Origin of the sequence: Paracrocinitomix mangrovi, assembly GCF_019740355.2 — a bacterium.
GTDB lineage: Bacteria > Bacteroidota > Bacteroidia > Flavobacteriales_D > Crocinitomicaceae > Paracrocinitomix > Paracrocinitomix mangrovi.
The window spans coordinates 2468133-2488700 of record NZ_CP091819.1 but is presented as its reverse complement, the minus strand read 5'-3'; the positions used below and the strand labels follow the sequence as shown (position 1 = coordinate 2488700).

At 34.0% G+C, this 20568-nt stretch carries 26 protein-coding genes; 10 read left to right on the top strand and 16 right to left on the bottom strand.

Annotated features, from left to right (window positions below):
* The first annotated feature begins 78 nt into the window (after window positions 1–78).
* The 7 genes from K6119_RS11500 (at window position 79) to K6119_RS11470 (ending at window position 6132) form a co-directional block, all read left to right on the top strand.
* Window positions 79–324, top strand: coding sequence for a hypothetical protein (locus K6119_RS11500; protein WP_221831819.1), 246 nt, complete (start codon window positions 79–81; stop codon window positions 322–324).
* A 52-nt stretch (window positions 325–376) separates the two neighbouring features.
* Window positions 377–961 (top strand): DUF3109 family protein, encoded by a 585-nt coding sequence (locus K6119_RS11495; protein ID WP_221833673.1) that lies wholly within the window; start codon window positions 377–379, stop codon window positions 959–961.
* Window positions 961–1335: a ribonuclease P protein component gene (gene rnpA, locus K6119_RS11490; RefSeq protein WP_221831817.1), complete on the top strand. Its 375-nt coding sequence runs from the start codon at window positions 961–963 to the stop codon at window positions 1333–1335. Before K6119_RS11495 ends, rnpA begins: the two co-directional genes overlap by 1 nt.
* 8 nt (window positions 1336–1343) lie before the next feature.
* Window positions 1344–2984, top strand: coding sequence for a S41 family peptidase (locus K6119_RS11485; protein WP_237828005.1), 1641 nt, complete (start codon window positions 1344–1346; stop codon window positions 2982–2984).
* Window positions 2985–3084: 100 nt separating this feature from the next.
* On the top strand, window positions 3085–4536 hold the full coding sequence (locus tag K6119_RS11480; protein WP_221831813.1) for an O-antigen ligase family protein: 1452 nt from the start codon (window positions 3085–3087) through the stop codon (window positions 4534–4536).
* A 123-nt stretch (window positions 4537–4659) separates the two neighbouring features.
* Window positions 4660–5577 carry an N-acetylmuramoyl-L-alanine amidase gene (locus K6119_RS11475; protein ID WP_221831811.1) on the top strand — a complete coding sequence of 306 codons (918 nt, stop codon included), beginning with the start codon at window positions 4660–4662 and terminating at the stop codon, window positions 5575–5577.
* Window positions 5578–5679: 102 nt separating this feature from the next.
* A complete protein-coding gene (locus K6119_RS11470) occupies window positions 5680–6132 on the top strand; it encodes a single-stranded DNA-binding protein (protein WP_221831809.1) in 453 nt (150 codons plus the stop codon).
* 51 nt (window positions 6133–6183) lie between these two features.
* Here the strand turns inward: K6119_RS11470 and K6119_RS11465 are convergent, their stop codons facing one another.
* Window positions 6184–6651: a MarR family winged helix-turn-helix transcriptional regulator gene (locus tag K6119_RS11465; RefSeq protein ID WP_221831808.1), complete on the bottom strand. Its 468-nt coding sequence runs from the start codon at window positions 6649–6651 to the stop codon at window positions 6184–6186.
* On the bottom strand, window positions 6652–7137 hold the full coding sequence (locus tag K6119_RS11460; RefSeq protein WP_221831806.1) for a glutathione peroxidase: 486 nt from the start codon (window positions 7135–7137) through the stop codon (window positions 6652–6654).
* A 133-nt stretch (window positions 7138–7270) separates the two neighbouring features.
* On the opposite strand from K6119_RS11460, the gene K6119_RS11455 reads away from it, so the two are divergent.
* Window positions 7271–7711, top strand: coding sequence for an acyl-CoA thioesterase (locus K6119_RS11455; protein ID WP_221831804.1), 441 nt, complete (start codon window positions 7271–7273; stop codon window positions 7709–7711).
* 3 nt (window positions 7712–7714) lie between these two features.
* Here the strand turns inward: K6119_RS11455 and K6119_RS11450 are convergent, their stop codons facing one another.
* From K6119_RS11450 to K6119_RS11425, 6 genes are all read right to left on the bottom strand, one after another.
* Window positions 7715–8158, bottom strand: a complete 444-nt coding sequence (locus K6119_RS11450) for a hypothetical protein (RefSeq protein ID WP_221831802.1) — start codon at window positions 8156–8158, stop codon at window positions 7715–7717.
* Entirely contained in the window at window positions 8155–8961 is an 807-nt protein-coding gene (locus tag K6119_RS11445; protein WP_221831800.1) for an SDR family NAD(P)-dependent oxidoreductase, read from the bottom strand. The genes K6119_RS11450 and K6119_RS11445 overlap by 4 nt, the downstream gene beginning before the upstream one ends.
* Before the next feature lie 78 nt (window positions 8962–9039).
* Window positions 9040–9675, bottom strand: a complete 636-nt coding sequence (locus K6119_RS11440) for a YdeI/OmpD-associated family protein (RefSeq protein ID WP_221831798.1) — start codon at window positions 9673–9675, stop codon at window positions 9040–9042.
* 8 nt (window positions 9676–9683) lie between these two features.
* Entirely contained in the window at window positions 9684–10172 is a 489-nt protein-coding gene (locus K6119_RS11435; protein ID WP_221831795.1) for a hypothetical protein, read from the bottom strand.
* 4 nt (window positions 10173–10176) lie between these two features.
* Window positions 10177–10797 (bottom strand): hypothetical protein, encoded by a 621-nt coding sequence (locus tag K6119_RS11430; protein WP_221831793.1) that lies wholly within the window; start codon window positions 10795–10797, stop codon window positions 10177–10179.
* Between the two features lie 84 nt (window positions 10798–10881).
* Window positions 10882–11628 (bottom strand): sulfite exporter TauE/SafE family protein, encoded by a 747-nt coding sequence (locus K6119_RS11425; RefSeq protein WP_221831791.1) that lies wholly within the window; start codon window positions 11626–11628, stop codon window positions 10882–10884.
* 110 nt (window positions 11629–11738) lie between these two features.
* Here K6119_RS11425 and K6119_RS11420 point away from each other — a divergent pair, with 110 nt between their 5' ends.
* The gene (locus tag K6119_RS11420; protein ID WP_221831789.1) at window positions 11739–12161 is read left to right on the top strand and encodes a hypothetical protein; all 423 of its coding nucleotides are present in this window, start codon (window positions 11739–11741) and stop codon (window positions 12159–12161) included.
* Between the two features lie 16 nt (window positions 12162–12177).
* On the opposite strand, the gene katG is transcribed toward K6119_RS11420, so the two are convergent.
* A complete protein-coding gene (gene katG / locus K6119_RS11415; protein WP_221831787.1) occupies window positions 12178–14346 on the bottom strand; it encodes a catalase/peroxidase HPI in 2169 nt (722 codons plus the stop codon).
* Between the two features lie 122 nt (window positions 14347–14468).
* On the opposite strand from katG, the gene K6119_RS11410 reads away from it, so the two are divergent.
* Complete coding sequence (locus K6119_RS11410; protein ID WP_221831785.1) at window positions 14469–15632, top strand: glycosyltransferase family 39 protein; 1164 nt, start codon at window positions 14469–14471, stop codon at window positions 15630–15632.
* Here the strand turns inward: K6119_RS11410 and K6119_RS11405 are convergent.
* The 7 genes from K6119_RS11405 to K6119_RS11375 all read right to left on the bottom strand — a co-directional run bounded on the left by K6119_RS11405 (window position 15629) and on the right by K6119_RS11375 (window position 20518).
* Window positions 15629–16117: a hypothetical protein gene (locus K6119_RS11405; protein ID WP_221831783.1), complete on the bottom strand. Its 489-nt coding sequence runs from the start codon at window positions 16115–16117 to the stop codon at window positions 15629–15631. The genes K6119_RS11410 and K6119_RS11405 overlap by 4 nt on opposite strands.
* Window positions 16118–16127: 10 nt before the next feature.
* Window positions 16128–16547, bottom strand: coding sequence for a lysozyme inhibitor LprI family protein (locus tag K6119_RS11400; protein ID WP_237828004.1), 420 nt, complete (start codon window positions 16545–16547; stop codon window positions 16128–16130).
* A gap of 11 nt (window positions 16548–16558) precedes the next feature.
* Window positions 16559–17167, bottom strand: a complete 609-nt coding sequence (locus tag K6119_RS11395) for a hypothetical protein (protein ID WP_221831779.1) — start codon at window positions 17165–17167, stop codon at window positions 16559–16561.
* Window positions 17167–18234, bottom strand: a complete 1068-nt coding sequence (locus K6119_RS11390) for a hypothetical protein (protein ID WP_221831777.1) — start codon at window positions 18232–18234, stop codon at window positions 17167–17169. The genes K6119_RS11395 and K6119_RS11390 overlap by 1 nt, the downstream gene beginning before the upstream one ends.
* Before the next feature lie 3 nt (window positions 18235–18237).
* Window positions 18238–18741 (bottom strand): hypothetical protein, encoded by a 504-nt coding sequence (locus tag K6119_RS11385; protein WP_221831775.1) that lies wholly within the window; start codon window positions 18739–18741, stop codon window positions 18238–18240.
* A 275-nt stretch (window positions 18742–19016) separates the two neighbouring features.
* Complete coding sequence (locus K6119_RS11380) at window positions 19017–19244, bottom strand: hypothetical protein (protein WP_237828003.1); 228 nt, start codon at window positions 19242–19244, stop codon at window positions 19017–19019.
* 65 nt (window positions 19245–19309) lie between these two features.
* Window positions 19310–20518 carry a sensor histidine kinase gene (locus K6119_RS11375; RefSeq protein WP_221831774.1) on the bottom strand — a complete coding sequence of 403 codons (1209 nt, stop codon included), beginning with the start codon at window positions 20516–20518 and terminating at the stop codon, window positions 19310–19312.
* Between the last annotated feature and the right edge of the window lie 50 nt (window positions 20519–20568).

Sequence of the window (20568 nt, the reverse complement as noted above, 5' to 3'; positions counted from 1 at the left end):
AAATATAGAATTATTGATTCAACTTAGATTTTAAGCCATAACAAAAAAATTACCCAATCATTTGTATCTTGGACACTTATGTTACTTGTTCAAAGATTACCTTCCGGTTTTATTCATCACACAAATAACAGTAGTGGTGAATATTCCTGGCAAAGCATATTATTAGGTATCGCCATTTGTGGAGTTATTACACTTATTTTTTATCTGCTCGCAATGAATACCTATAGGAGAAGGAAGAAAGGATACGAGGAAAAAGTCAATCTGTATAAAAAATTGGCTAAGCGTAAAAAAAAGAACTTTGACAAAGTTGGCAGAAGAAGATAAATAATGCCCCCTTCAATTTTTTGCTCTTAACAAACATTACATTTGCATTATGATAATAGAGATAGGTGATAAACTGGTTTCTACCGAACTTTTTGAAGAAGAGTTTGTATGCAATTTGAGTGCATGTAAAGGAGCTTGTTGTGTAGATGGGGATGATGGTGCGCCATTGACCATGGATGAAGTCAATTTATTGGAAGATCATATTGATTTGATTAAGCCTTATCTGAATGAAAAAGGATTGGCAGAGATTGAAAAAAATGGGGTCTTTTATATGGATAGAGATAATGATCCTGTTACCATGTTAAATGGCGGAAAAGAATGTTCATTTGTTACCAAAGGTGAAGATGGAATTTATAAGTGTGGAATTGAGCAGGCTTACAGAGATGGAGCCATCCATTTTAACAAACCTATTTCTTGTCATCTATATCCAATTCGCGTAAAGGAGTATAGATCTTTTAGTAGTTTGAATTATGATAGATGGCCGATATGCAGTGATGCTTGTAAATTGGGCAAAGAGTTAAAAGTTTCGGTTTACAAATTTTTAAAGGAACCTATCATCAGGGCTTTTGGTGAAGATTTTTATAATGAATTAGAGCAGGTGGATAAGGAGTTAAAGCAAACAAAATTGAATGATTAATGTCTACTTTCCCTTTATCCGAACGACTCAAAAGCCGCAAAATTATTGAGGATGTCTACGACAATGGAAAGCAAATAAATCATTTTCCATTTCGTTTAAAATATCTCCTTGCTGATTTTGAAGACGGTGCCAATGTGAAAATTGCTATCGCCGTTCCTAAAAGGAAAGTAAAGAAAGCAGTGAAGAGAAACAGGATTAAAAGACAGATTAGAGAAGCTTATCGTCTCAATAAATCCGACCTTTTATCAAAATTTGAAGGCAAAGAAAAAGGTTTAGCACTATTTTTAGTTTATACCGGAGAACAGGATCAGAACTATCAATGGTTAGAAAAGAAATTAGTTGATTTGTTGAAGAAATTACAATCGAATTTATGAAGATTACAATGAGTAAATGGTTACTTCTTCCTTTAATGTTAATTCAGCTTCAAGGCTGGTCGCAAAAGGAGAACCCAACAGATTTTGAGATTTATAAGAATCTTGAGCTGTTTGAATTGGTATACAAAACTGTTGACATGGAATATGTTGACGTTACCAATCCGGGTCACTTAATGAAGACGGCAATTGATGCAATGTTAGCTGAATTGGACCCCTATACCAATTACATTCCTGAATCAAAAATTGAAGATTACAAATTAATGACCACTGGTCAATATGGGGGAATTGGAGCATTGATTCAACAACAAGATGATAAGGTAGTAATTACAGATCCTCACGAAGGTTATCCTGCTCAGAAAGCTGGTTTATATGCCGGTGATGAATTCATTGAAATTGATGATAAAAATGTAGAAGGTCTTAGCTCTTCAGAAGTTTCAGAAAAGTTGAAAGGTAAGCCCGGAAGTGAAGTAAAAATTAAAGTCAATAGAAATGGTGAAACAATCACTAAAACACTTACCAGAGAAGAAGTTAAGTTGAGTCCGGTTCCTTATTATGGAATGGTCAATGAAGATGTGGGATATATCAAACTTACCTCTTTTACTAAAACTGCCGGAGAAGATGTAAAAGCTGCTTTTGGAAGTTTGAAAAAAGACAAAAACATGCAAAAGCTAATCCTTGATTTAAGAGGTAATCCGGGTGGTTTATTAATTGAGGCAGTGAAGATTGTTAACATGTTTGTAAACAAAGGAGAAGTTATTGTTTGGATGAAAGGAAGAGATAACAGAAATGATGTTTCTTATGCTGCTCCTCTTAAACCTGAGGATTTGAATATACCGGTTGTGGTTTTGGTGGATGGAAATTCAGCTTCTGCATCTGAAATTGTGTCCGGTGCTTTGCAAGATTTTGACCGTGCTGTAGTTGTTGGTCAAACATCATACGGAAAAGGATTGGTACAAAGACCTTTGGATCTTAAATACAATGCCAAAATCAAAGTTACTATCGCCAAGTATTATACTCCAAGTGGTAGATGTATTCAAAAATTGGATTACACCAACCGTAAAGAAGGGGATGATGCCAGTGCCGTATCTGATTCATTATTACACAAGTTTAAAACCAGAAATGGAAGGGAAGTATTGGACGGAAGAGGAATTGAACCAGATGTAAAAGTTCCGGATAGAGAATACAGCAGATTGTTGCAAACCTTAGTAATTAATAACATCATATTTGATTTTGCTACAAAGTTCAGAGCAGAAAATGAATCAATTGCCAAGCCAGGAGAATACAATTTATCTGATGACACGTACAAGGCTTTTGTTACTTATGTAATGGAACGTGAATTTGAATATTCTACAGCTTCAGGAGATTTGATGAAGAGATTAGAAGAAACAGCTAAGGATGAAAATTATCTGACAGATGCTGAGGCTGAATTCAATGCATTAATGGAGAAATTCAAGCCGTCAAAAGAAAGAGATTTACAAAAATTCAAGTCTGAAATCACTGAGATTTTAGAGGATGAGATTATTGGAAGATACTATTTTCAAAAGGGTAGAATAGAACAAAATATGGGAGAGGATCCTTTCATATTAGAAGCCGTTAAAATATTAAACGATCCTTCACGTTATAAGTCCATACTCAACATCCAAGAATAACTAAATGTTTGATAAGTGGCTTAATTTACCTGCCCACTATTACCTCAAAATTACAGCGCTCGTCATCTTGACGTTAGGGGTTTGCCTGCACAATACATTGATGAGTATTGGAGCTATTTGGATTGTTGCCAATTGGTTGATTGAGGCAGACTTTAAAGATTACTGGAAACGATTTAAAACTACCCCTACAGTTTGGATGCTTTTGGGAATATTGCTGTGGGGATTACTTTCACTTTTATGGTCAGATGATGTGCAGTATGGTTTAAAAGATTTGGCGCGTAAAATGCCGTTTTTTGCCATTCCGTTTGCATTGGGATTATCCAAACCAATAGAGAAGAAAGTCTTATACTTTTTACTTTATCTGTTTCTTGGAATACTAACCTTGACTTCGGCTATCAACTTTTACAGGTATCATTTTGTAATTGAAGGAGTGGACGTCCGTGAAATGTCTTTTTTTATATCTCATGTTCGCTTTGGTATTTTAACAGCATTAGGGGTTTTTATTGCGATTTATTTAATTGTTAAAAGGTCAAAATTGTGGTGGTTGTGGACGATCATTTTAGCATGGTTGATTTTTTACAATATCCGCTCACAAACCTTAACAGCTTATATTTTAATGGCTGTTTTAGGATTGTTTAGCGCATTGTACTTCATCAGTAAATTAAAGCACAAGGGATTAAAATGGTCCTTAAATGGGCTAATCGTTTCTTCTTTAGCAGGTTTTGTTTGGATCTTATCAAATGCAGTAGGTTCATACACTTCAGCTCCACAATTGACATATCAAGATTTAGACGGCCATACCGTAAATGGTAGATTATATCATCATGACTTATCAGTTCAGGAAAGAGAAAATGGGAATCATGTTTGGATTTATGTTCAGCAAGAAGAATTGGAAAGTGAATGGAACAAAAGATCTTCAATTCCTTACATGGGAAAGGATGCCAAAGGACAACCAATGTTTGGTACTATTTTGAGATACATGACTTCAAAGAATCTCAGAAAAGATTCAGTTGGTGTTTGGACGTTGACTGAAGAAGAAATACATGAAATTGAGAACGGAAAAACATCTATTGCACAGACAAATAGTTTGAAAAAGAAACTACATGAGTTTATTTATCAATTTGAAGTTTATCAATATCAAGGAGATCCAAATGGACATTCGCTCTTACAACGTTTAGAACACTTGAGAATTGCCTGGAGAATAGTTAGGGATCAACCTATTATTGGTGTTGGAATGGGAGATGTACCTGAAGCTTTTGAGCAAGAATATATCAGTTCAGAATCAATGCTGGCTGAAGAAAATCGTCACCGCTCTCACAATCAATATTTAACCTTATGGATATCACATGGAATATTTGGCTTGTTGATGATTGTTGGAATGCTTTTCTATCCTATGTTAAAAGCAAAAAACAAGGATTATTTCTTTTGGATTGTAATGTTGACGCTCACTATTTCAATGCTTTTTCAAGATATGTTGGAGACGCAAGCAGGCGTTACCATTTTTGGATTGTTTTATGGTTTAGCTGTGTATAGAGAAGAAGCTAAGGTGTAACTTTCCTTTATTGTCTTATTATTTATTTAAAGAGGTAGTTGACTCAATTTTCAACAACAGACGTTGGAATAAATTGTAGGTCACCCTCTGGAAAATCCCCTTTTAGTCCAATATTTTAGCAGTATGAAGTACATATTTACCATATTGTGTTTTACGGCTTTGTTAGTAAGGGCCAATGATGATCAAGTTTCAATTTTGATTGATCCCGGTCATGGCGGAAAAGATCCCGGTCATTTACCGCATGTAAAAAACGGATTGCAAGAAAAGGTATTGACACTAAAAATTGCGGAGAAAGTTGGGTTTTATTTAACCCACAATATTGGCAATGTTAAAGTAGGTTATACAAGAACAGATGATTCTTATCCTACCTTGGATGAAAGAGTTGAGATGGCTAACAATGGGTATGATTATATGTTAAGTATTCATATCAATGGAAGTACTAAAGATCAAATCAGTGGCACAGAAACCATCATTCATAACTATGCTGCTAAAACATCTTACAAATGGGCTCAGTTGATAGAAGATCAATTTAAAAGTAGAGCAGGAAGACACAGTAGGGGAGTTAAAACTTCTGATGATTTGGGACATTCGTTGCAAGTATTAAAGTTTACCAAGATTCCAACAGTTGTTGTAGAGTGTGGATTTATTACTAATTCTACTGAATCTGCCTATTTAGCTACTGATTATGGACAAGATATAATTGCATCTGCCATTTTTAGAGCTACTAGATCTTTTGTTAAAACACAGCATCCAAAAATTGATTTTAGTGTTAAAGAATTACAGGAAAATGTAGTGAAGGAAGAGGGCAAGAATGAGGCTTTTTATAGGGTACAAATAATGTCATCTAAATCGCCAATTGAACCTGATGATGCTCGTTTTAAGTGTATTGATTATGAGGTAGAACGTGTCATGATAGAGACGAGTAGTAACTACAAGTATCGCTATTACGTAGGAAAATACAATAGCAAGAAAGATGCAAAACCGGTTAGGAAGGATGTGCAGGATAAAGGGTTCAAAGATGCCTTTATTACCTACGTTTAGCAAAAAACGTAGATAAATCACTCACTTTTAATTTGATAACTGGAAAAAATGACTTAAATTGCTATTAACATTGAAAAACATTACAAACTAATATACTTACTTATGGCAACCATTTTTGAAACCAGGCTTATTGGTAATATCGGAAAAGACGCAGTTGTAAAAACCATGGACAAAGGCGTTATCGCTTTAAACTTTCCGGTAGCTCATAATAAGAACTGGCGCGACAAGCGAACGGGTGAGCAGCGAACAAAGACCACCTGGGTGAATTGTACCATTTGGAAGAGGGAAGGTGCTAATATGCGAATTCTTGATTTCCTTAAAAAAGGTACGCTAGTTGAAATCGTTGGAACTCCTTTTGCTAAAGGATATCTTCAAGATGATCAATCAGTGAAAGCAGAAATCAGATTAAATGTTTCTAAAACCAATATCCTTAGACCAGCTAAGGGTGGAGAAGTTGATTATGATTTTGATGAGGATGACGATTCAAACGAAAACAACTACAGTTCTGATGCAACAAGAAGATTGCTTGAAGAACTAGAGCATGATCTATTTTAATACAATTGTTTAATTTAAGTATAAAGCCATCTTATTATTGGATGGCTTTTTTTATGATGCCTTATCTGATAAATGACCTTCAATAGTGTCAATAATCTTATAAAGAGTATGATAAAGGTCTTTTATCTCTATTGAGTTGATTGTTTCGCTGGATAATTCTTCTATTATACTTGCAGGAATACAAGCTGCCTTTTGTTCCATTTTCTTTCCCTTTTGGGTCAATGATACAACAATACTTCGCTCGTCTGTTTTGCTCTTTTTACGACTTATAATTCCTTTTGCTTCCATCCTTTGTAATAATGGAGTAAGTGTATTGGTTTCAAGTTTAATTTGATGACTGATAGAGGTGACTTTTTGTTTGTCTTCTTTCCACAAAACCAACAATACTAAATATTGCGGATAGGTAATATCCAACTCATTTAGCATAGGAGTATATAACTTTGTAATTAGTCTTGAAGTGGCGTAAATTGGAAAACAAATTTGGTTCTCAAGCCATAGAATTCCTTCTTGATTTTTCATTTAAATCATGTTTTTCTGTTGTAAATATTGGTCTATTTTGGCAGGTGAGGTACGTGGAGAAAAACGCTTAACCGGCTTGCCATCAGGTCCAATTAAAAACTTGGTAAAATTCCATTTTATTCTAGGCCCCCAAAAATCTTTAAGTTCTGATTTTAAGTATTTGAATATGGGATGTGTTTGGTCTCCATTCACCTTGATTTTTTGAAATATTGGAAATGTAACTCCGAAATTTATTCTGCAAGATTGCTCTATCTGATCATTATTTCCCGGTTCTTGATTGGCAAATTGGTTGCTGGGAAAACCAAGAATCACAAAATCCTTGTCTTTATATTTTTGATACAAATCTTCTAAGCCATCAAATTGTGGTGCTAATCCACATTTAGTGGCAGTGTTTACTACCAGGACTGTTTTGCCCTGATAATCACTCATTTTAACTGTTTCATTGCGCATGTTTTGCGCTTCAAATTCATAAAATTTATCTGACATCATTTTAATTTTAGGTTCAATAAATATCGTACACGATATAAAATTATATAAATTTTATGACTTTCCAATTTAAATTTGATTTCATCTGCTTATAGATTGCATTAATTACTATCTTTAAGCTACAATTAAAATTATGCGCGCATATAAAAAAGAAGTAGAAGTAAGATGGTCAGATTTGGATTTGAACCGACACGTTAGACATTCAGCTTATAATGACTATGGAGCTTTTGTAAGAACTAGATTCCTTACTGAAAGCGGATTTGGTATTAAAGAAATGGGAGCCATGGGTATAGGTCCGATTCTTTTTAAAGAAGAAGTGAATTTTTTAAAAGAGATAAAAGCAGAAGATCAAGTGTTTGTGAATTTGAAAAGAGGCCCAATTTCAGATGACGGATCGCGTTGGGTGTTGTATCATGATTTGTACAATCAAAATGGCGATAGGCTGGCTCACATTGCAGTTGTAGGAGCGTGGATGGATTTGCATAAACGAAAATTGACAACGCCTCCTGAAAAGCTTTATAATGTATTTATAGATCTTGAAGAAGGTGAAGCTTTTTCTTACGAAAAGAAATAACCTTTAATATCTATCTGTAGGAAATCTGTCCATAATGTGATTGCTAGGAATACCTCCACCTTTGCCTTTTAGAAAGTAAACAGCTTGTAAAATAAGTGCTGAAACTATAAATCCTCCTGGTGCGCTAAACAAGTTTAAAATTTGTTGACTGTCCTGATAGTTGCGACTCCCTTTATAATTCAAGAGGCAGAACAAAAAGAAAACAAAAGCTACTATTCCCAATTGTTTTAGACTTGTCTTTCTTAAGCTATGAATAGATTGCCTAATTGATGTTACTTCCAAATTGATCTTATCTTTTTTGGCTCCTTCTCTTTCTGATGCTTTGTTTAAGAGATTTATTTTTTTTAGCTGTTTGTGGTACTTATCTGCAAATGCCGAAACAATGATTAGCAGTACCAAATAAAAAATACCGTGTATAACTGTTATGCCATCAAAGTCGAATTTCACAGTCGATCGGCTAATTTTTTGTAAATCATTTTAGAGGCCATTCCTGGGCTGAAACGATATAAGAAATTCATCATTTTTGAATCTTTACCTACGTAGGCTCTTACTTTGTTTTTTTCCATTGCAGCAACTATTTGACGAGCTGCTTCATCTGCCGGTAAAGGTTTCATTTGCTCTTTGTTGCTTTCGTTTTTATCATTGTCAATTTTCAAACCTGAATTGGCCATGATGTTGGTGTCAACACCTCCCGGAAAAATGGCTGTGACATTAACATTTGTATCCATTAGCTCTGAATGCATCCCTTCTGTCATCAATTTTACAGCCGCTTTGGAGGCTCCATAGATACTTTGTCCTGGAACAGGTAAAAATCCGCCCATACTGACAATATTTACAATATGTGCCGTTGGTCTTTTTAACAAATGCGGAAGAAAAGACTTGGTCATATAAACTGTTCCGTAGAAATTGATGTTCATTACCCTTTCAATTTGCTCGTATGTCAAGTCTGATACTTTAATAAACGGCTGTATGATTCCGGCACAGTTGATTATTCCATCTACCGTTCCATGAGCTGCTATTACTTGTTCAGGAAATGCTTCTACACTGCTTCTGTCCGAAATATCTACAATGTGTAATGAAAGGTTTTTTTGCAATTCCGGTTTAATATTGGCCTTGGTTTCATCCAGTCCTTCTTGATGAATATCAGCAGCAGCAATAATAGCTCCTTTGTTTATTAAATTATAAACTAAATTTCTTCCAATTCCACTTCCACCACCGGTGACTACTATTACTTTACCCTCTGCTTTCATTTGACTATTATTTTGTGACTTCTAATGTAGCAATTAAACTAATTGATTTACTAACTAAAATATTAGTATAAAATTGACTTATCTATCATGAAATCCTTTTCCATCTAATATTTTTGGGATGTATTTTTCTATTCTACTGATAATGGTTTTAGATTGTTTTGGTGCTGAAAAATAGAGTAAATAGCCTTTTTGTCTACCTGGTGTAAGTGCGTTAAAAGCTGTTTTTACATCTGCTCTTTTACTTAAAATCTCTTCAAATTCTTTAGGTACCTCGTATTCACTTACGGACTTAGATTCTACTTTTTTACCAGCCTTTTCATTTTCAATGGCTTCATCAATGTAAGCATGTAAAATTTCTTCTACTGCTTCAATTTCTTTTAAGGAAGTGAATTTGGCTAGTCGGCTTACATTTGAATTTTCACCGGCTTTATCCAATATTTTGGCTTCATCTTTTAATAGTGATCCTTTGAAAAAATTTAAGGAACAAAAATGCTTAAATGCTCCAATATTAAAGATGTTTTTGCCTTTTAAAGTATAGGTTGGAAATCCCCATTTAACTTCTTCATCTAGTCCGGATGCTAATGCAATAGATCTTAATTTTCTCAATTCCTCCGGCCAGGTATGAACCTTACACTCCGGTGTCCCATATAAGCTACATCTTCCGCAGCCTTCTGCTAAAAAGTCATCAACTTTTGGATTTGGCAAATTTTTCATTCATTAAATTATTGCATGTTTACATCTCCGGCTCCATCAACTTTCCAGCTCCCTTCTTCATATATCAGTTTAAGCTGTACCTCAAAAGTAGTCCAATCTATTCCTCTTACAATAAGAATACTGTCTTGTTCATTAGTTTCTGCTATTTCAAAACCTTGATCGGGGTAATCCTGAGCATTGAAAATTGCTACATAATCCAAACCCATTAATTCATCAGCTTTACGGGCATCTTCATACATTTTTCGGTGAATAAGTTTAAAGTTTGTTGAGGTTCTAGTGTCATTATCAACCCAGTTTAATCTTTCTTCTTCGGCATGTAAAACATCTTCCATATCCCTGTAATCATTAATAAATGATAAAGCGACATCCCAATCAATTTCAGAAGATATCTTATTGGTAAAAAGTGTATCAGTTGATTCTGTAATAATTGAATCATGGACATTTGAAGTTTCTTCAGATTCTTGTTGTCCACAAGCTAGAAATAAGAAAGAAATCAAAATACTAAAGTTCCTTATAAGGGGTCTCTTTTCTTGGAAGCACTTTTTTTGTTTCATTCAATTGTAATTGACCATTTTTTTGAATTAGATCAAAATAAATATTATTTGGTGAACACATGGGTTCATACACAAAAAATAATTCACCCGATACTATAAAATCAGTATTGTCTTGAATTTTAAAAAACTGAGTTAGAACCACATGTTCTTTCTGAATCTTATAAGGTTCAATTCCATCTTCATATTTTAAAACAGCAGTTGGATTTTCTTTAACATCACCCTGAAATTGGATGTAGCTATTTTTATCCAATTTAAAATAGGTAGCGCCATAAGGATATTCTTTTTCATTTGCTGAGAGCATGTATCCCCCTCCAAACATTTGGATATCAGCAATTAACTCATGTTTATTATCGCCTAAAAAATTAGTACGTAATGAAACCTGAACGGAATCATCTCTTATAATGTCATAATAATCAAAATCAAATCGAGCGTTAGGCGAGTCAATTATTTTTATTGGATCACTAGTATTCAGATTGTCAATGTTGTTTTCAAATGACTCTTCCTTTGAACAAGTCGTAACAAGGAATATGATTGCGGTGGATACACCAATTTTGAATACTTTTCTCATAAGATGAGGGTTTTTATTTAAAGTATTCATTTATCATCCCTAACACTAATCATATCCAAAATACTATTGGATTCCTATAATTGATTAAAACAGACGATAGATAATATTTGAAATAGTGATCAAGCCTATTAGCAGAATCAAACTTAGGGATATGAGTTTGAATTTTTCTTGTGGGATATGCTTTAAAATTCTTTTGCCTATGTAGGTTCCTACAAATCCTATCACTATTAAAAATGGTAGATACATCAAATCATGTTTATGGATGTAACCATTATGATAATAGACAAAGGTTCTTGAAAAGTCAATCATAAAATCAATGACCGCTGAGGTGGCAATGAATGCACTTTTCTCCAAATTAAATGCTGCCATGGTAAGTCCTCTAATTGCTCCACCTGTGCCTAGCATTCCGGCAGAAAGACCCGATAATACTCCTCCGGTAATTGCATTTTTACGATTTGGATTGATAAACAGGTTTTTTCTTATTAAAAACAATAGGCTGAGGGCTACTAAAAATACACCCAATATTACTTCAAGATATTTTGTTTCAACATAATTAGACAGGTAGCCTCCAATTATTACAAATGCAACTGAAGGAACACCAATGTTTAATAGCAATTTTTTATCCAGGCCTTTGTTGAATAATGCAATTTTACTAAGATTGCTTGATAAATGATAGATAGCGGTTAATCCTAAAACTGAATGAAAATCAAAGTAAAAATTAGCTATAGGGACAAAGAATACTGAAGAACCAAACCCTCCAATGGTTCCTACTATTTCAGCAAAGGTTGCTAAAAGTATAAATATATAGCTGATATCTCTTAAACCGAACAATGCCTTTGCCTTAGATTTGCTAATGTAGTTGATTAATAAACATCATTAATAGAATGAAGATAATTTAGAAAACGAATTCATTAGTTATATTTGATCTATTAATAGAAATTATGATTGTTAGTATATCAATTGCCGTATCAATAAACTTTGTATTAGTCCTTTTATTGAGATTTGCTAAGGCCATTTATTTGGTAAAGAGAAGTCAAAAAAACACTAATATTTTCAAGAAAAGTGTACCTGTTTTAGGCATTTTTCTTACCTGGTTTGAAATCTATGTTTGGGGATTTTTTGCTGTTTACATTGTAAATATTGTGGAATTTAATGGCGGATCTTATGCTTATATCTATTCGGCATTGTTGCTGTTGTTGCCTTTCGTTATATACAGTTTAACCGATAAAAAGAATAGAGTAGATCAAAAGGATTTTAAATTGGACGTTGGTATCAGAACAGTTGCGCTCATTATTTTCATCAATTTAATGTGGTTTATACCAACAATAAGGGCACCCTTTGATTGGATGCCCCTATACTTTTGATATTATTAAGTGCTGATTATTTCAAATCAAATCTGTCTGCATTCATCACCTTTACCCAGGCGTTTACAAAATCTTGAGCAAACTTTTCTTTATTGTCATCTTGTGCATATACTTCTGAGTATGCTCTTAAGATGGAATTTGAACCAAATACTAAATCAACCCTTGTAGCAGTCCATTTTGTTTGTCCTGATTGACGATCAATGATGTGATAAAGGTTTTCACCATGTGGTCTCCAAGTATAATTCATATCCGTTAGGTTCACGAAGAAGTCAGTACTTAAAACGCCTTCATTATCCGTAAATACACCATGTTTGGTTCCTCCATGATTTGTCCCAAGAACACGCATTCCACCTACAAGTGCTGTCATTTCAGGAGCCGTTAGTCCCAATAATTGAGTTTTATCTAACATTAATTCTTCGGCCTTTACTTCATAGTCTTTTTTCAACCAGTTTCTGTATCCATCATGAATTGGTTCTAACACCTCAAATGATTCCACATCTGTCATTTCATCCGTTGCATCTCCTCTTCCTGCTGTAAAAGGAACCTTGATGTTAAATCCGCCTTCTTGAGCAGCTTTTTCTACAGCCGCAGTTCCACCCAGCACAATTAAATCTGCCATGCTAACTTTTTTTGATAAGCCTGATTGGATCTCACTTAATTTGCTCAGTACTTTTTGTAATCTGGCAGGTTCATTTCCTTCCCAATCTTTTTGCGGAGCTAATCTAATACGCGCTCCGTTTGCACCACCTCGGCTATCGGATCCCCTAAAGGTTCTTGCACTATCCCAAGCTGTGTTGATTAATTCAGTTTTGCTTAAGCCACTGTTAAGGATTTTTGATTTGATATCTTCCACTTCAGCATCATTTAAAGTATAATCAACAGCCGGAACAGGATCTTGCCAAATCAAATCTTCTTGAGGGACATCTGCTCCCAGGTATTTTGATTTAGGACCCATATCTCTATGGGTTAATTTAAACCACGCTCTGGCAAATACTTCTTTAAAATATTCAGGATCATTGTAAAATATCTCTGATATTTTGCGGTATTCAGGGTCCATTTTCATGGCCATATCCGCATCTGTCATGATTGGGTTTCTTTTGACATTTGGATTATGTGCATCAACCGGTTTGTCTTCTTCTTTACAATTAATCGGTTCCCATTGATGAGCTCCTGCAGGGCTTTTTACATTCTCCCATTCATAATTCAATAATAGATGGAAATAGGTATTGTTCCATCTGTCCGGAGTAGTTGTCCAGGCACCTTCTAATCCACTAGTAACAGCATTTGCGCCTATTCCGCCTTTCCAGCCAAGTCCTTGTTCTTCAAGATCAGCCGCCTCAGGTTCAACACCCAAAGCTCCTGCGTCTCCATTACCATGGGCTTTACCAACGGTATGACCTCCTGCTGTAAGTGCAACGGTTTCCTCATCATTCATGGCCATTCTTTTGAAGGTCATTCTAACATCTTTTGCTGTTTCTACAGGATTTGGATTTCCGTCAATTCCTTCAGGATTCACGTAGATTAATCCCATTTGAACAGCAGCTAAAGGGTTTTCTAATGATTCTCTATCCTTATCGCTATCGTATCTATTGTGGGTAGCTGCCAACCATTCTTTTTCAGATCCCCAGTATGCATCTTTTTCAGGGTGCCATATATCTTCTCTACCACCGGCAAAACCAAATGTTTTGAATCCCATTGATTCATAAGCCATATTTCCGGCAAGTATGATCAAATCTGCCCATGAAATTTTATTACCATATTTCTTTTTAATTGGCCACAATAATCTTCTTGCTTTATCCAGGTTGGCATTATCCGGCCAACTATTCATGGGAGCAAATCTTTGGTTACCTGTGCCTGCACCACCGCGGCCATCTGCTACTCTATAAGTTCCGGCAGCATGCCATGCCATACGAATCATTAATCCACCATAATGCCCCCAATCTGCGGGCCACCAATCCTGACTTTGCGTCATCATGGCTTTTAAATCACTTTTTAATGCTTCAAGGTTTAACTTTTTAAACTCTTCTGCATAATTAAAATCCTTACCAAGTGGATTTGTTTTTGTATCGTGCTGATGTAAAATGTCCAAATTCAATGCTTTGGGCCACCAATTCATTACATCATTGTGCTTTTCAGTATTTGCACCATGCATAACAGGGCATTTACCTTTACTAGAATCACTCATGAAATTATATTTTTACTGTTATTAATCGTTTTTAGCGGGACCAATAAATATAGGGATTTAAATGACTTAAATTTTAGGTGTTTTAGCTGAAAATCATTTTAATAGATACTTTTGCGTCATACATGAAGAGCTTCATTGTAAAGAATAAGATTGATCTGTTGTGGATGTCGGGATTCTTGCTCCTTAACATCATCATTAAAATTGCATTTTTAAATGTGATGGAGATAGGCCATGACGAGCCTTTCAGCATTTTTTGTGCACATAAGGATGTAAGTTATATAGTGGAGGCCATGAGTAGAGGTAATAATCCCCCTCTTTTTGAAATTATCTTGCATTATTGGGTAAATGTATTTGGCGACTCAGTTGAAGCAATGCGCGCCTTGCCCACAATTTTTAGCTGTTTAACAGTATTGGTGTTGTATAAAATTGGCAAGGACTTTTTTAATATTCAAACAGCTATTATCGCCTGTACAATTTTTACGTTTTCTACGCTACATATTCATCATGCTCACAATATAAGGGTGTATTCACTTTTCACTTTCTTATCTACCTTGTCTATGTATTCCTTTTTCCATTTAATTAGGAATCCTGCGAGCAAAAAGCATTTTGTGATATTGGCTTTAGCTAATGTTATTAATATTTATGGGCACTTTTTGGCCTTTGTAATTTTGTTTATTCAAGGAGTGTCGGTACTATTTTTTAAGGATGTTAGAGAAAAGATTTTTAAAAAGTATGTATTGAATGTGATCATTACCATTCTGGCTTATCTGCCATATATTGGAATTATGGCATTTAGGTTTGTAGATAGTTATGAAAAAGAAACTTTTGCCGCTCCAGACCCTAGTCCTATCAATTTGTATGGAATGTTGTGGAAGTTTTCAAACGCTCCTTTCAATACTGTTATGTTCTTGTTTCTATTGGTTTTGGGTTTAAGTATTTATTTTATTAAGAAATCTAAAAGCACAGATAATCAAGAAGATAGAAAACCAAATGTTTACACTAAGATGGTGATTTTTTGGTTCATAGTTCCTTACCTCATGCTGTTTGCTTTATCATATATAACACCGGTATTTATAGCACGCTACATAATTTTTATTTCCATTGCTTATTATTTGACAATTGGAATTGCAGTGAATTACATAGCTACAAATCGTTGGGTAAAAATTGGTTTGATGGTTGGAATTGCGGTGATGATGATATTTAGCAGCCAGCCAAATAATGACTATTACAGTAAAAGAGGGGACACCAGATCCCTGGTAGACTTTATGCTAGGAAATGAACCTTAGTTTTCTGGATCTTCAATAATGGAAATATCTCCGGGTGATCTCATTTTAATATACAGAGGAAATATGCATGCCATGAATATGAAAAGTGCGTAAGATGGTAATTCAAAAATCCCCATTATTACACCAAATAAGGCCGATATAATAATGAGTGAATAAAAGGCCTTAGATTTAAACAACTTTCCTATTGCAAACTTTGTTTTAAAACTTTTGATTAACTCTTCATTTTTACTCACTTCACAAACTAAGCTACCTCTTGTATAACTATCAGTATAGATAAGCACATGATAATTGTTTCCTTGATCGTCTTCAAATGAATGTTCACTTTTTTTACCCAAATTTCTTTTTTCAGAAACCAGTTTTTCATTGAGATATACCTTTTCTTTACCGTTGGTGTTGGAACCCCAAACATGTATGGTATTTGAATTATCGTGGATAACAAACCAGGTTCCTTTTTTAATGCTGGCTTCAGATTGGGTTGGAAACATATTCAACGTATTAGTATTCTTGTAAAAATATTAATTCTTCGGTTCTTAATTCTGTGAGTTTGATCATGGTGCTAAGGTAGTATATACCAAGCATATTGCTCTCAAGTCCTTCTGATTCAATTTCGCTGGCTTTTCTTCTATAAATAATCCAATTATCATGATAAGATTGGTAAATGGTTTTTTGCTCTTCAGATTCGCAAGTATTGATAAAGTTGGTGTATACTTCATTTAGTACAGCATCTTTTTCTTGAAATTCTAAATTTAGACAGATTCTATGTTCAATATTTGAACCGGTAGTACTATCGCAATTTACCCGGTTTGCTAATTTCATGTATTCCAAATTTTTTAGTCGGTAAACATCTGAGGTATCCTGACTAAGGGCTTGATAGGATAAGATAAATAGCCCAATAAGTAGATTAAAGCGGATCATTTTTTGGTCTTTTAATTATTTCTCTCCTTTAATTCACCTGGAGAAGGAAGTAACATAAATACACCAATACTAAAGAAATTATTGCGTTCGGATACGTTGGTTAAATTGCTGGTTTGTTGAGTTAATCCTAGTGTGTATGATGCTCTGGCGCCAACACCTAAATGCTGCATTTTTTTATTGAATCCTAAACAAATTTGTGGTCCGTATGAACTGATACCGGTTTTAATACTGCTTGTCCAATTCAGCCAAAAGTAATTGAATCCGGCACCCAGAAAGAAGGCAGTTCTATCTATTCCTCCAAAGTAGAATTTTAAGTCTAAAGGAATGTCAATTGAACCCGAAATTGCATTATTACTTGAAAAAACTGATGGATAGGCAAAAATGAATGGATCAATACTTGAAACAAAATCTACCTTTTCATTTATATCCCATTTCAAAGCTGCCATATATCTAACGCCAATACTACTTGTTAAATTTATACTGGAAACGGTGCTGGTTGAGAAAGATTGATAAGCTGAAGCATATCCAATACCTATACTGTGTCTATAATCTTGCGAATACAAAGATTTGCTTGAAATACTTAGTAAAAAAACTAAAAAAATAGATGCTAATTGTTTCATTAAGAAGTTGGATTGGTTTCAAGTACAGGTTTTTTTGAATCCAAATACATACTATATATGCCAATTACAACTACTGAAGATAATAGAACCAAAGAAACAATCAATAATATACTTCTAGATCCAATTATTTCTCGCATGATGGTAGTACTATTCGTCATTAGATATATTTGGATAATTCCGCAAATACCTATAGCACTGATAAAAACGCTTTTTCCAATTTTGCCAAAATTTGTAAAGAATTTAGCCGGAATTAAAAATGGTAAGTAAACGAGTATGTGTGGAACGAATGTAATGTTAAGAAACAGAATTACGCCAATATGGAAAAGGCAGGCAGTGATAAGCCACATTTTCCATAATTTTTTAGATCCAAACAATAGAATAGGAAAAGGAGCCAATTCAAAAATTACCGTAAAATAATCCATTAATTCAATTACTACCATTGGGAGTTTTGGAATCATGGAAGCAAGAAAAAGTGTTCTGTTTTGATTGTAATAGCCTGAGTTAAACCAAGCCAGGAAACCACTTTTTTGCATATCAAAATCTATCCAATTTGTTGCTTTTTGAATACCTGCTGTAAACATTCCAAATGCAATGAAAATGGCTAATAGTGTTTCAGGTGGGATAGGTAATATTTTATTTTCCTTGGAGACATCAAAACGCCAGTTGCAAAGGGAGAAACAAAGTAAGGTGAGGTATAATAATATGTCGTGATCTATTTTTCCTAAACTGTACTTAAAGTTCAGGTTTATTATTATTAATAGAAAAGTAATTATACCTGCAATATTACTGTACTTGTTCAAGCTTATCATGAACAATCCCACAACGATTAAAACATTGATGATGAATAAAACTGTGTAGGAAGGAAAACCACTGAAAAATGAACCAATTGATAGCTTTGGTGGGTTATATAAGGCATCCGGTGCGTCAGTAATCCACAGAGTGTCTGTAGGGATGAAATAGAACACAAATATGAAGATAAATATGTATCTGTAATTGTGAATTGCAATTGGGTCGTTGGACGTATTGTTGATGATGTTTGTCCAAAGTTTATTGTATAAATTTTTCATCCTTTAGAATATTACAATTGATGAATCAATCAGGTTTGTTTCTAAAATTGGGTTTTCTAGCATGTAGTCTCTCACATATTCCGTTCTGGTAGTTTTAATTGAATCAATAGCATACCCAAGACTTTCTGTGTAATATTCTTTCAGTTCATCCTGTTTTAAATGCTTGTTGAGTCTCCCCGGTATGATATAATTTTTAAATGAATTGCGTTCTGATTCTTTTAATTCTGTTGTGGGAAATCCAAGATTGTCTTTGACAACATAGAAAGCTATGTGTTTTGGAATTGTTGGGAAAAGGTCAGATACTGTTACTTCTTTTTCTGCTCCCTGGCTGTATACGAAAACATGATATTCTTGACTTCTTGTGATTGAATTATCTACATCAATTTGAGAATGACCGCTAGGTAAAATAACTGCCGGATATGGCTCTTTGAATTTCAGTTTGATGGCATAAGGAATTACTAGAATAACAAAGAGAAACAAACTAAATTTTAAGCTTGGGATTTTCATAAGCTATCACTTATTATTATGATTCTTATAAATGAAATGGCAAGAGTTCTAGAATTAGATCTATGTGATTTTAAGCCATTATTAATTTGCACTGTAGAATTTGAAGCAAAATTTGAGTTTTGATTCAAGTAATTATCATAAAATGATAAATGAATAATACAGATAGAATTGAAATACCACCTTTTCATTTAATAAGTTTTGGAATGACTAAGGTATGAATTATTTTAAGAGATAAGGAACCAAAAGGAGTGAGGGATAGTTTGTAATAGTTAAATCTATTTTTCCAAGCTCTTTCGATATCTATCAAAAGCGTATAGAATTAACCAAAATCCTCCACCTAAAAACAAGCCAAAGATTATGGCATACACAGTTAGGTATCCAGCATAGGGCACTTCATAATATACATCTGCGATTAATCCATAAATGCCAAGAATAATCCAAATACCAATATAAACTAAGAGAATAGTTCGGAGTATCTTGTTTAATTTAGTTTTTTGATTCATGTCAATAGTGGGTAATAATATTTATGGATGATATGGCCTTTTTCATCACAATAATTGATTAATCCCTATTTTTCAAACTGTATATGATATTGGGTTCCCTTTTCACTGATATCTGTATCCAAATTTCCATCAATTTGTTCAATGATGGTTTTAATTAAAAACAAGCCCAATGAATGGTCGTTTTGTAATTGACTTTCAAAGTCAAATCCCTTCCCTGAATCCTTTATCAAAACATCTATTGAATTGTTGTTTGAATTTAATTGGATATCAATATTAACGGCATTTTCAACAACGGCATGTTTTAATGAATTGGTTACAATTTCATTAATGATTAAGCCCAAAGGAATTCCCTTTTCCAAAGATAAACTCACATCTTCAATGTGATAGTTGATGGCTGTACTTACCTCTTTGTTGAGCTGTGATAATTCAATGTTTTCAATTAAATGCTCAATGTAAGTTTTAGCAGAGATGTTAGAAAAATCCTTAGTAGAATAAAGCAATTCATGTACACTTGAAATTGATCTAATTCGGTTGGAACTTTCTTCCAGTAATTGTTTTGTTTTTTCGTCTTCTGTTTTTACAGATTGCAAATTTAAAAGGCTGATGATGATTTGAAGGTTGTTTTTAACGCGGTGATGAACCTCTTGTAACAAGATACTTTTTTGATCTAATGCGTTGTTAATCTCCAGGTTTTTATCATTGATTTCAACCATTGATTTGTGGTTTTTTTGTGCCACGATATAGAAATTGATAATGGTCCACACAAAAGATGAAATCATACTCATGTTGAATATTAATTGCAGATTATCAATGTGCTGAATGTAATTTGTAGGAAAAGCGTTGAATTGAATAAGCACAAAAAATGTAGTGGGCATCAATACCGATATTACTATCAATTTTAATTCAGAGTTCCTAAAAAATATAAAGGGTAAACTGGCAGAAACCAGGTAGAAAAAATGGATGCCAGATTCTTTTCCAAAAAACACACAGTTTAGGGCCAATCCTATATTGACAAGAGACAAAAAATAAAGGCGAGATGTTTTGTAATACTTCTTATTATTAAATATAAAAACACCGGAAATCAGTATTGAATTAATGATGACAATGTATGTCATGCTGTATTGTGCAATACCTAGTGAAATAAAGAAATAAAGAATCCCAAAACCAATGGTTACCAGGGTAATTGAATTAAGCAATTTTATAATCTGTACCAGGCCTTGGTCAGTTTCATCAGATATCCCTAAATGCTGAATTTTATTCAGAAATGTTTTCACGGTAGCAAGCGGCGATTCTGTTGAAGATAGCAAATTTGCGTGTTATTTAA

What these genes read in the sequence shown, in the direction of transcription:
- K6119_RS11430 (WP_221831793.1), bottom strand. Translation starts at nt 10,797, where the DNA reads ATGAGAAAAGTATTCAAAATTGGTGTATCCACCGCAATCATATTCCTT.
- K6119_RS11470 (WP_221831809.1), top strand. Translation starts at nt 5,680, where the DNA reads ATGGCAACCATTTTTGAAACCAGGCTTATTGGTAATATCGGAAAAGAC.
- K6119_RS11385 (WP_221831775.1), bottom strand. Translation starts at nt 18,741, where the DNA reads ATGAAAATCCCAAGCTTAAAATTTAGTTTGTTTCTCTTTGTTATTCTA.
- K6119_RS11440 (WP_221831798.1), bottom strand. Translation starts at nt 9,675, where the DNA reads ATGAAAAATTTGCCAAATCCAAAAGTTGATGACTTTTTAGCAGAAGGC.
- K6119_RS11395 (WP_221831779.1), bottom strand. Translation starts at nt 17,167, where the DNA reads ATGAAACAATTAGCATCTATTTTTTTAGTTTTTTTACTAAGTATTTCA.
- K6119_RS11445 (WP_221831800.1), bottom strand. Translation starts at nt 8,961, where the DNA reads ATGAAAGCAGAGGGTAAAGTAATAGTAGTCACCGGTGGTGGAAGTGGA.
- K6119_RS11460 (WP_221831806.1), bottom strand. Translation starts at nt 7,137, where the DNA reads ATGTCAGATAAATTTTATGAATTTGAAGCGCAAAACATGCGCAATGAA.
- K6119_RS11420 (WP_221831789.1), top strand. Translation starts at nt 11,739, where the DNA reads ATGATTGTTAGTATATCAATTGCCGTATCAATAAACTTTGTATTAGTC.
- K6119_RS11475 (WP_221831811.1), top strand. Translation starts at nt 4,660, where the DNA reads ATGAAGTACATATTTACCATATTGTGTTTTACGGCTTTGTTAGTAAGG.
- K6119_RS11390 (WP_221831777.1), bottom strand. Translation starts at nt 18,234, where the DNA reads ATGAAAAATTTATACAATAAACTTTGGACAAACATCATCAACAATACG.
- rnpA (WP_221831817.1), top strand. Translation starts at nt 961, where the DNA reads ATGTCTACTTTCCCTTTATCCGAACGACTCAAAAGCCGCAAAATTATT.
- K6119_RS11405 (WP_221831783.1), bottom strand. Translation starts at nt 16,117, where the DNA reads ATGTTTCCAACCCAATCTGAAGCCAGCATTAAAAAAGGAACCTGGTTT.
- K6119_RS11485 (WP_237828005.1), top strand. Translation starts at nt 1,344, where the DNA reads ATGAGTAAATGGTTACTTCTTCCTTTAATGTTAATTCAGCTTCAAGGC.
- K6119_RS11410 (WP_221831785.1), top strand. Translation starts at nt 14,469, where the DNA reads ATGAAGAGCTTCATTGTAAAGAATAAGATTGATCTGTTGTGGATGTCG.
- K6119_RS11480 (WP_221831813.1), top strand. Translation starts at nt 3,085, where the DNA reads ATGAGTATTGGAGCTATTTGGATTGTTGCCAATTGGTTGATTGAGGCA.
- K6119_RS11455 (WP_221831804.1), top strand. Translation starts at nt 7,271, where the DNA reads ATGCGCGCATATAAAAAAGAAGTAGAAGTAAGATGGTCAGATTTGGAT.
- K6119_RS11500 (WP_221831819.1), top strand. Translation starts at nt 79, where the DNA reads ATGTTACTTGTTCAAAGATTACCTTCCGGTTTTATTCATCACACAAAT.
- K6119_RS11380 (WP_237828003.1), bottom strand. Translation starts at nt 19,244, where the DNA reads ATGAATCAAAAAACTAAATTAAACAAGATACTCCGAACTATTCTCTTA.
- katG (WP_221831787.1), bottom strand. Translation starts at nt 14,346, where the DNA reads ATGAGTGATTCTAGTAAAGGTAAATGCCCTGTTATGCATGGTGCAAAT.
- K6119_RS11400 (WP_237828004.1), bottom strand. Translation starts at nt 16,547, where the DNA reads ATGATCCGCTTTAATCTACTTATTGGGCTATTTATCTTATCCTATCAA.
- K6119_RS11465 (WP_221831808.1), bottom strand. Translation starts at nt 6,651, where the DNA reads ATGAAAAATCAAGAAGGAATTCTATGGCTTGAGAACCAAATTTGTTTT.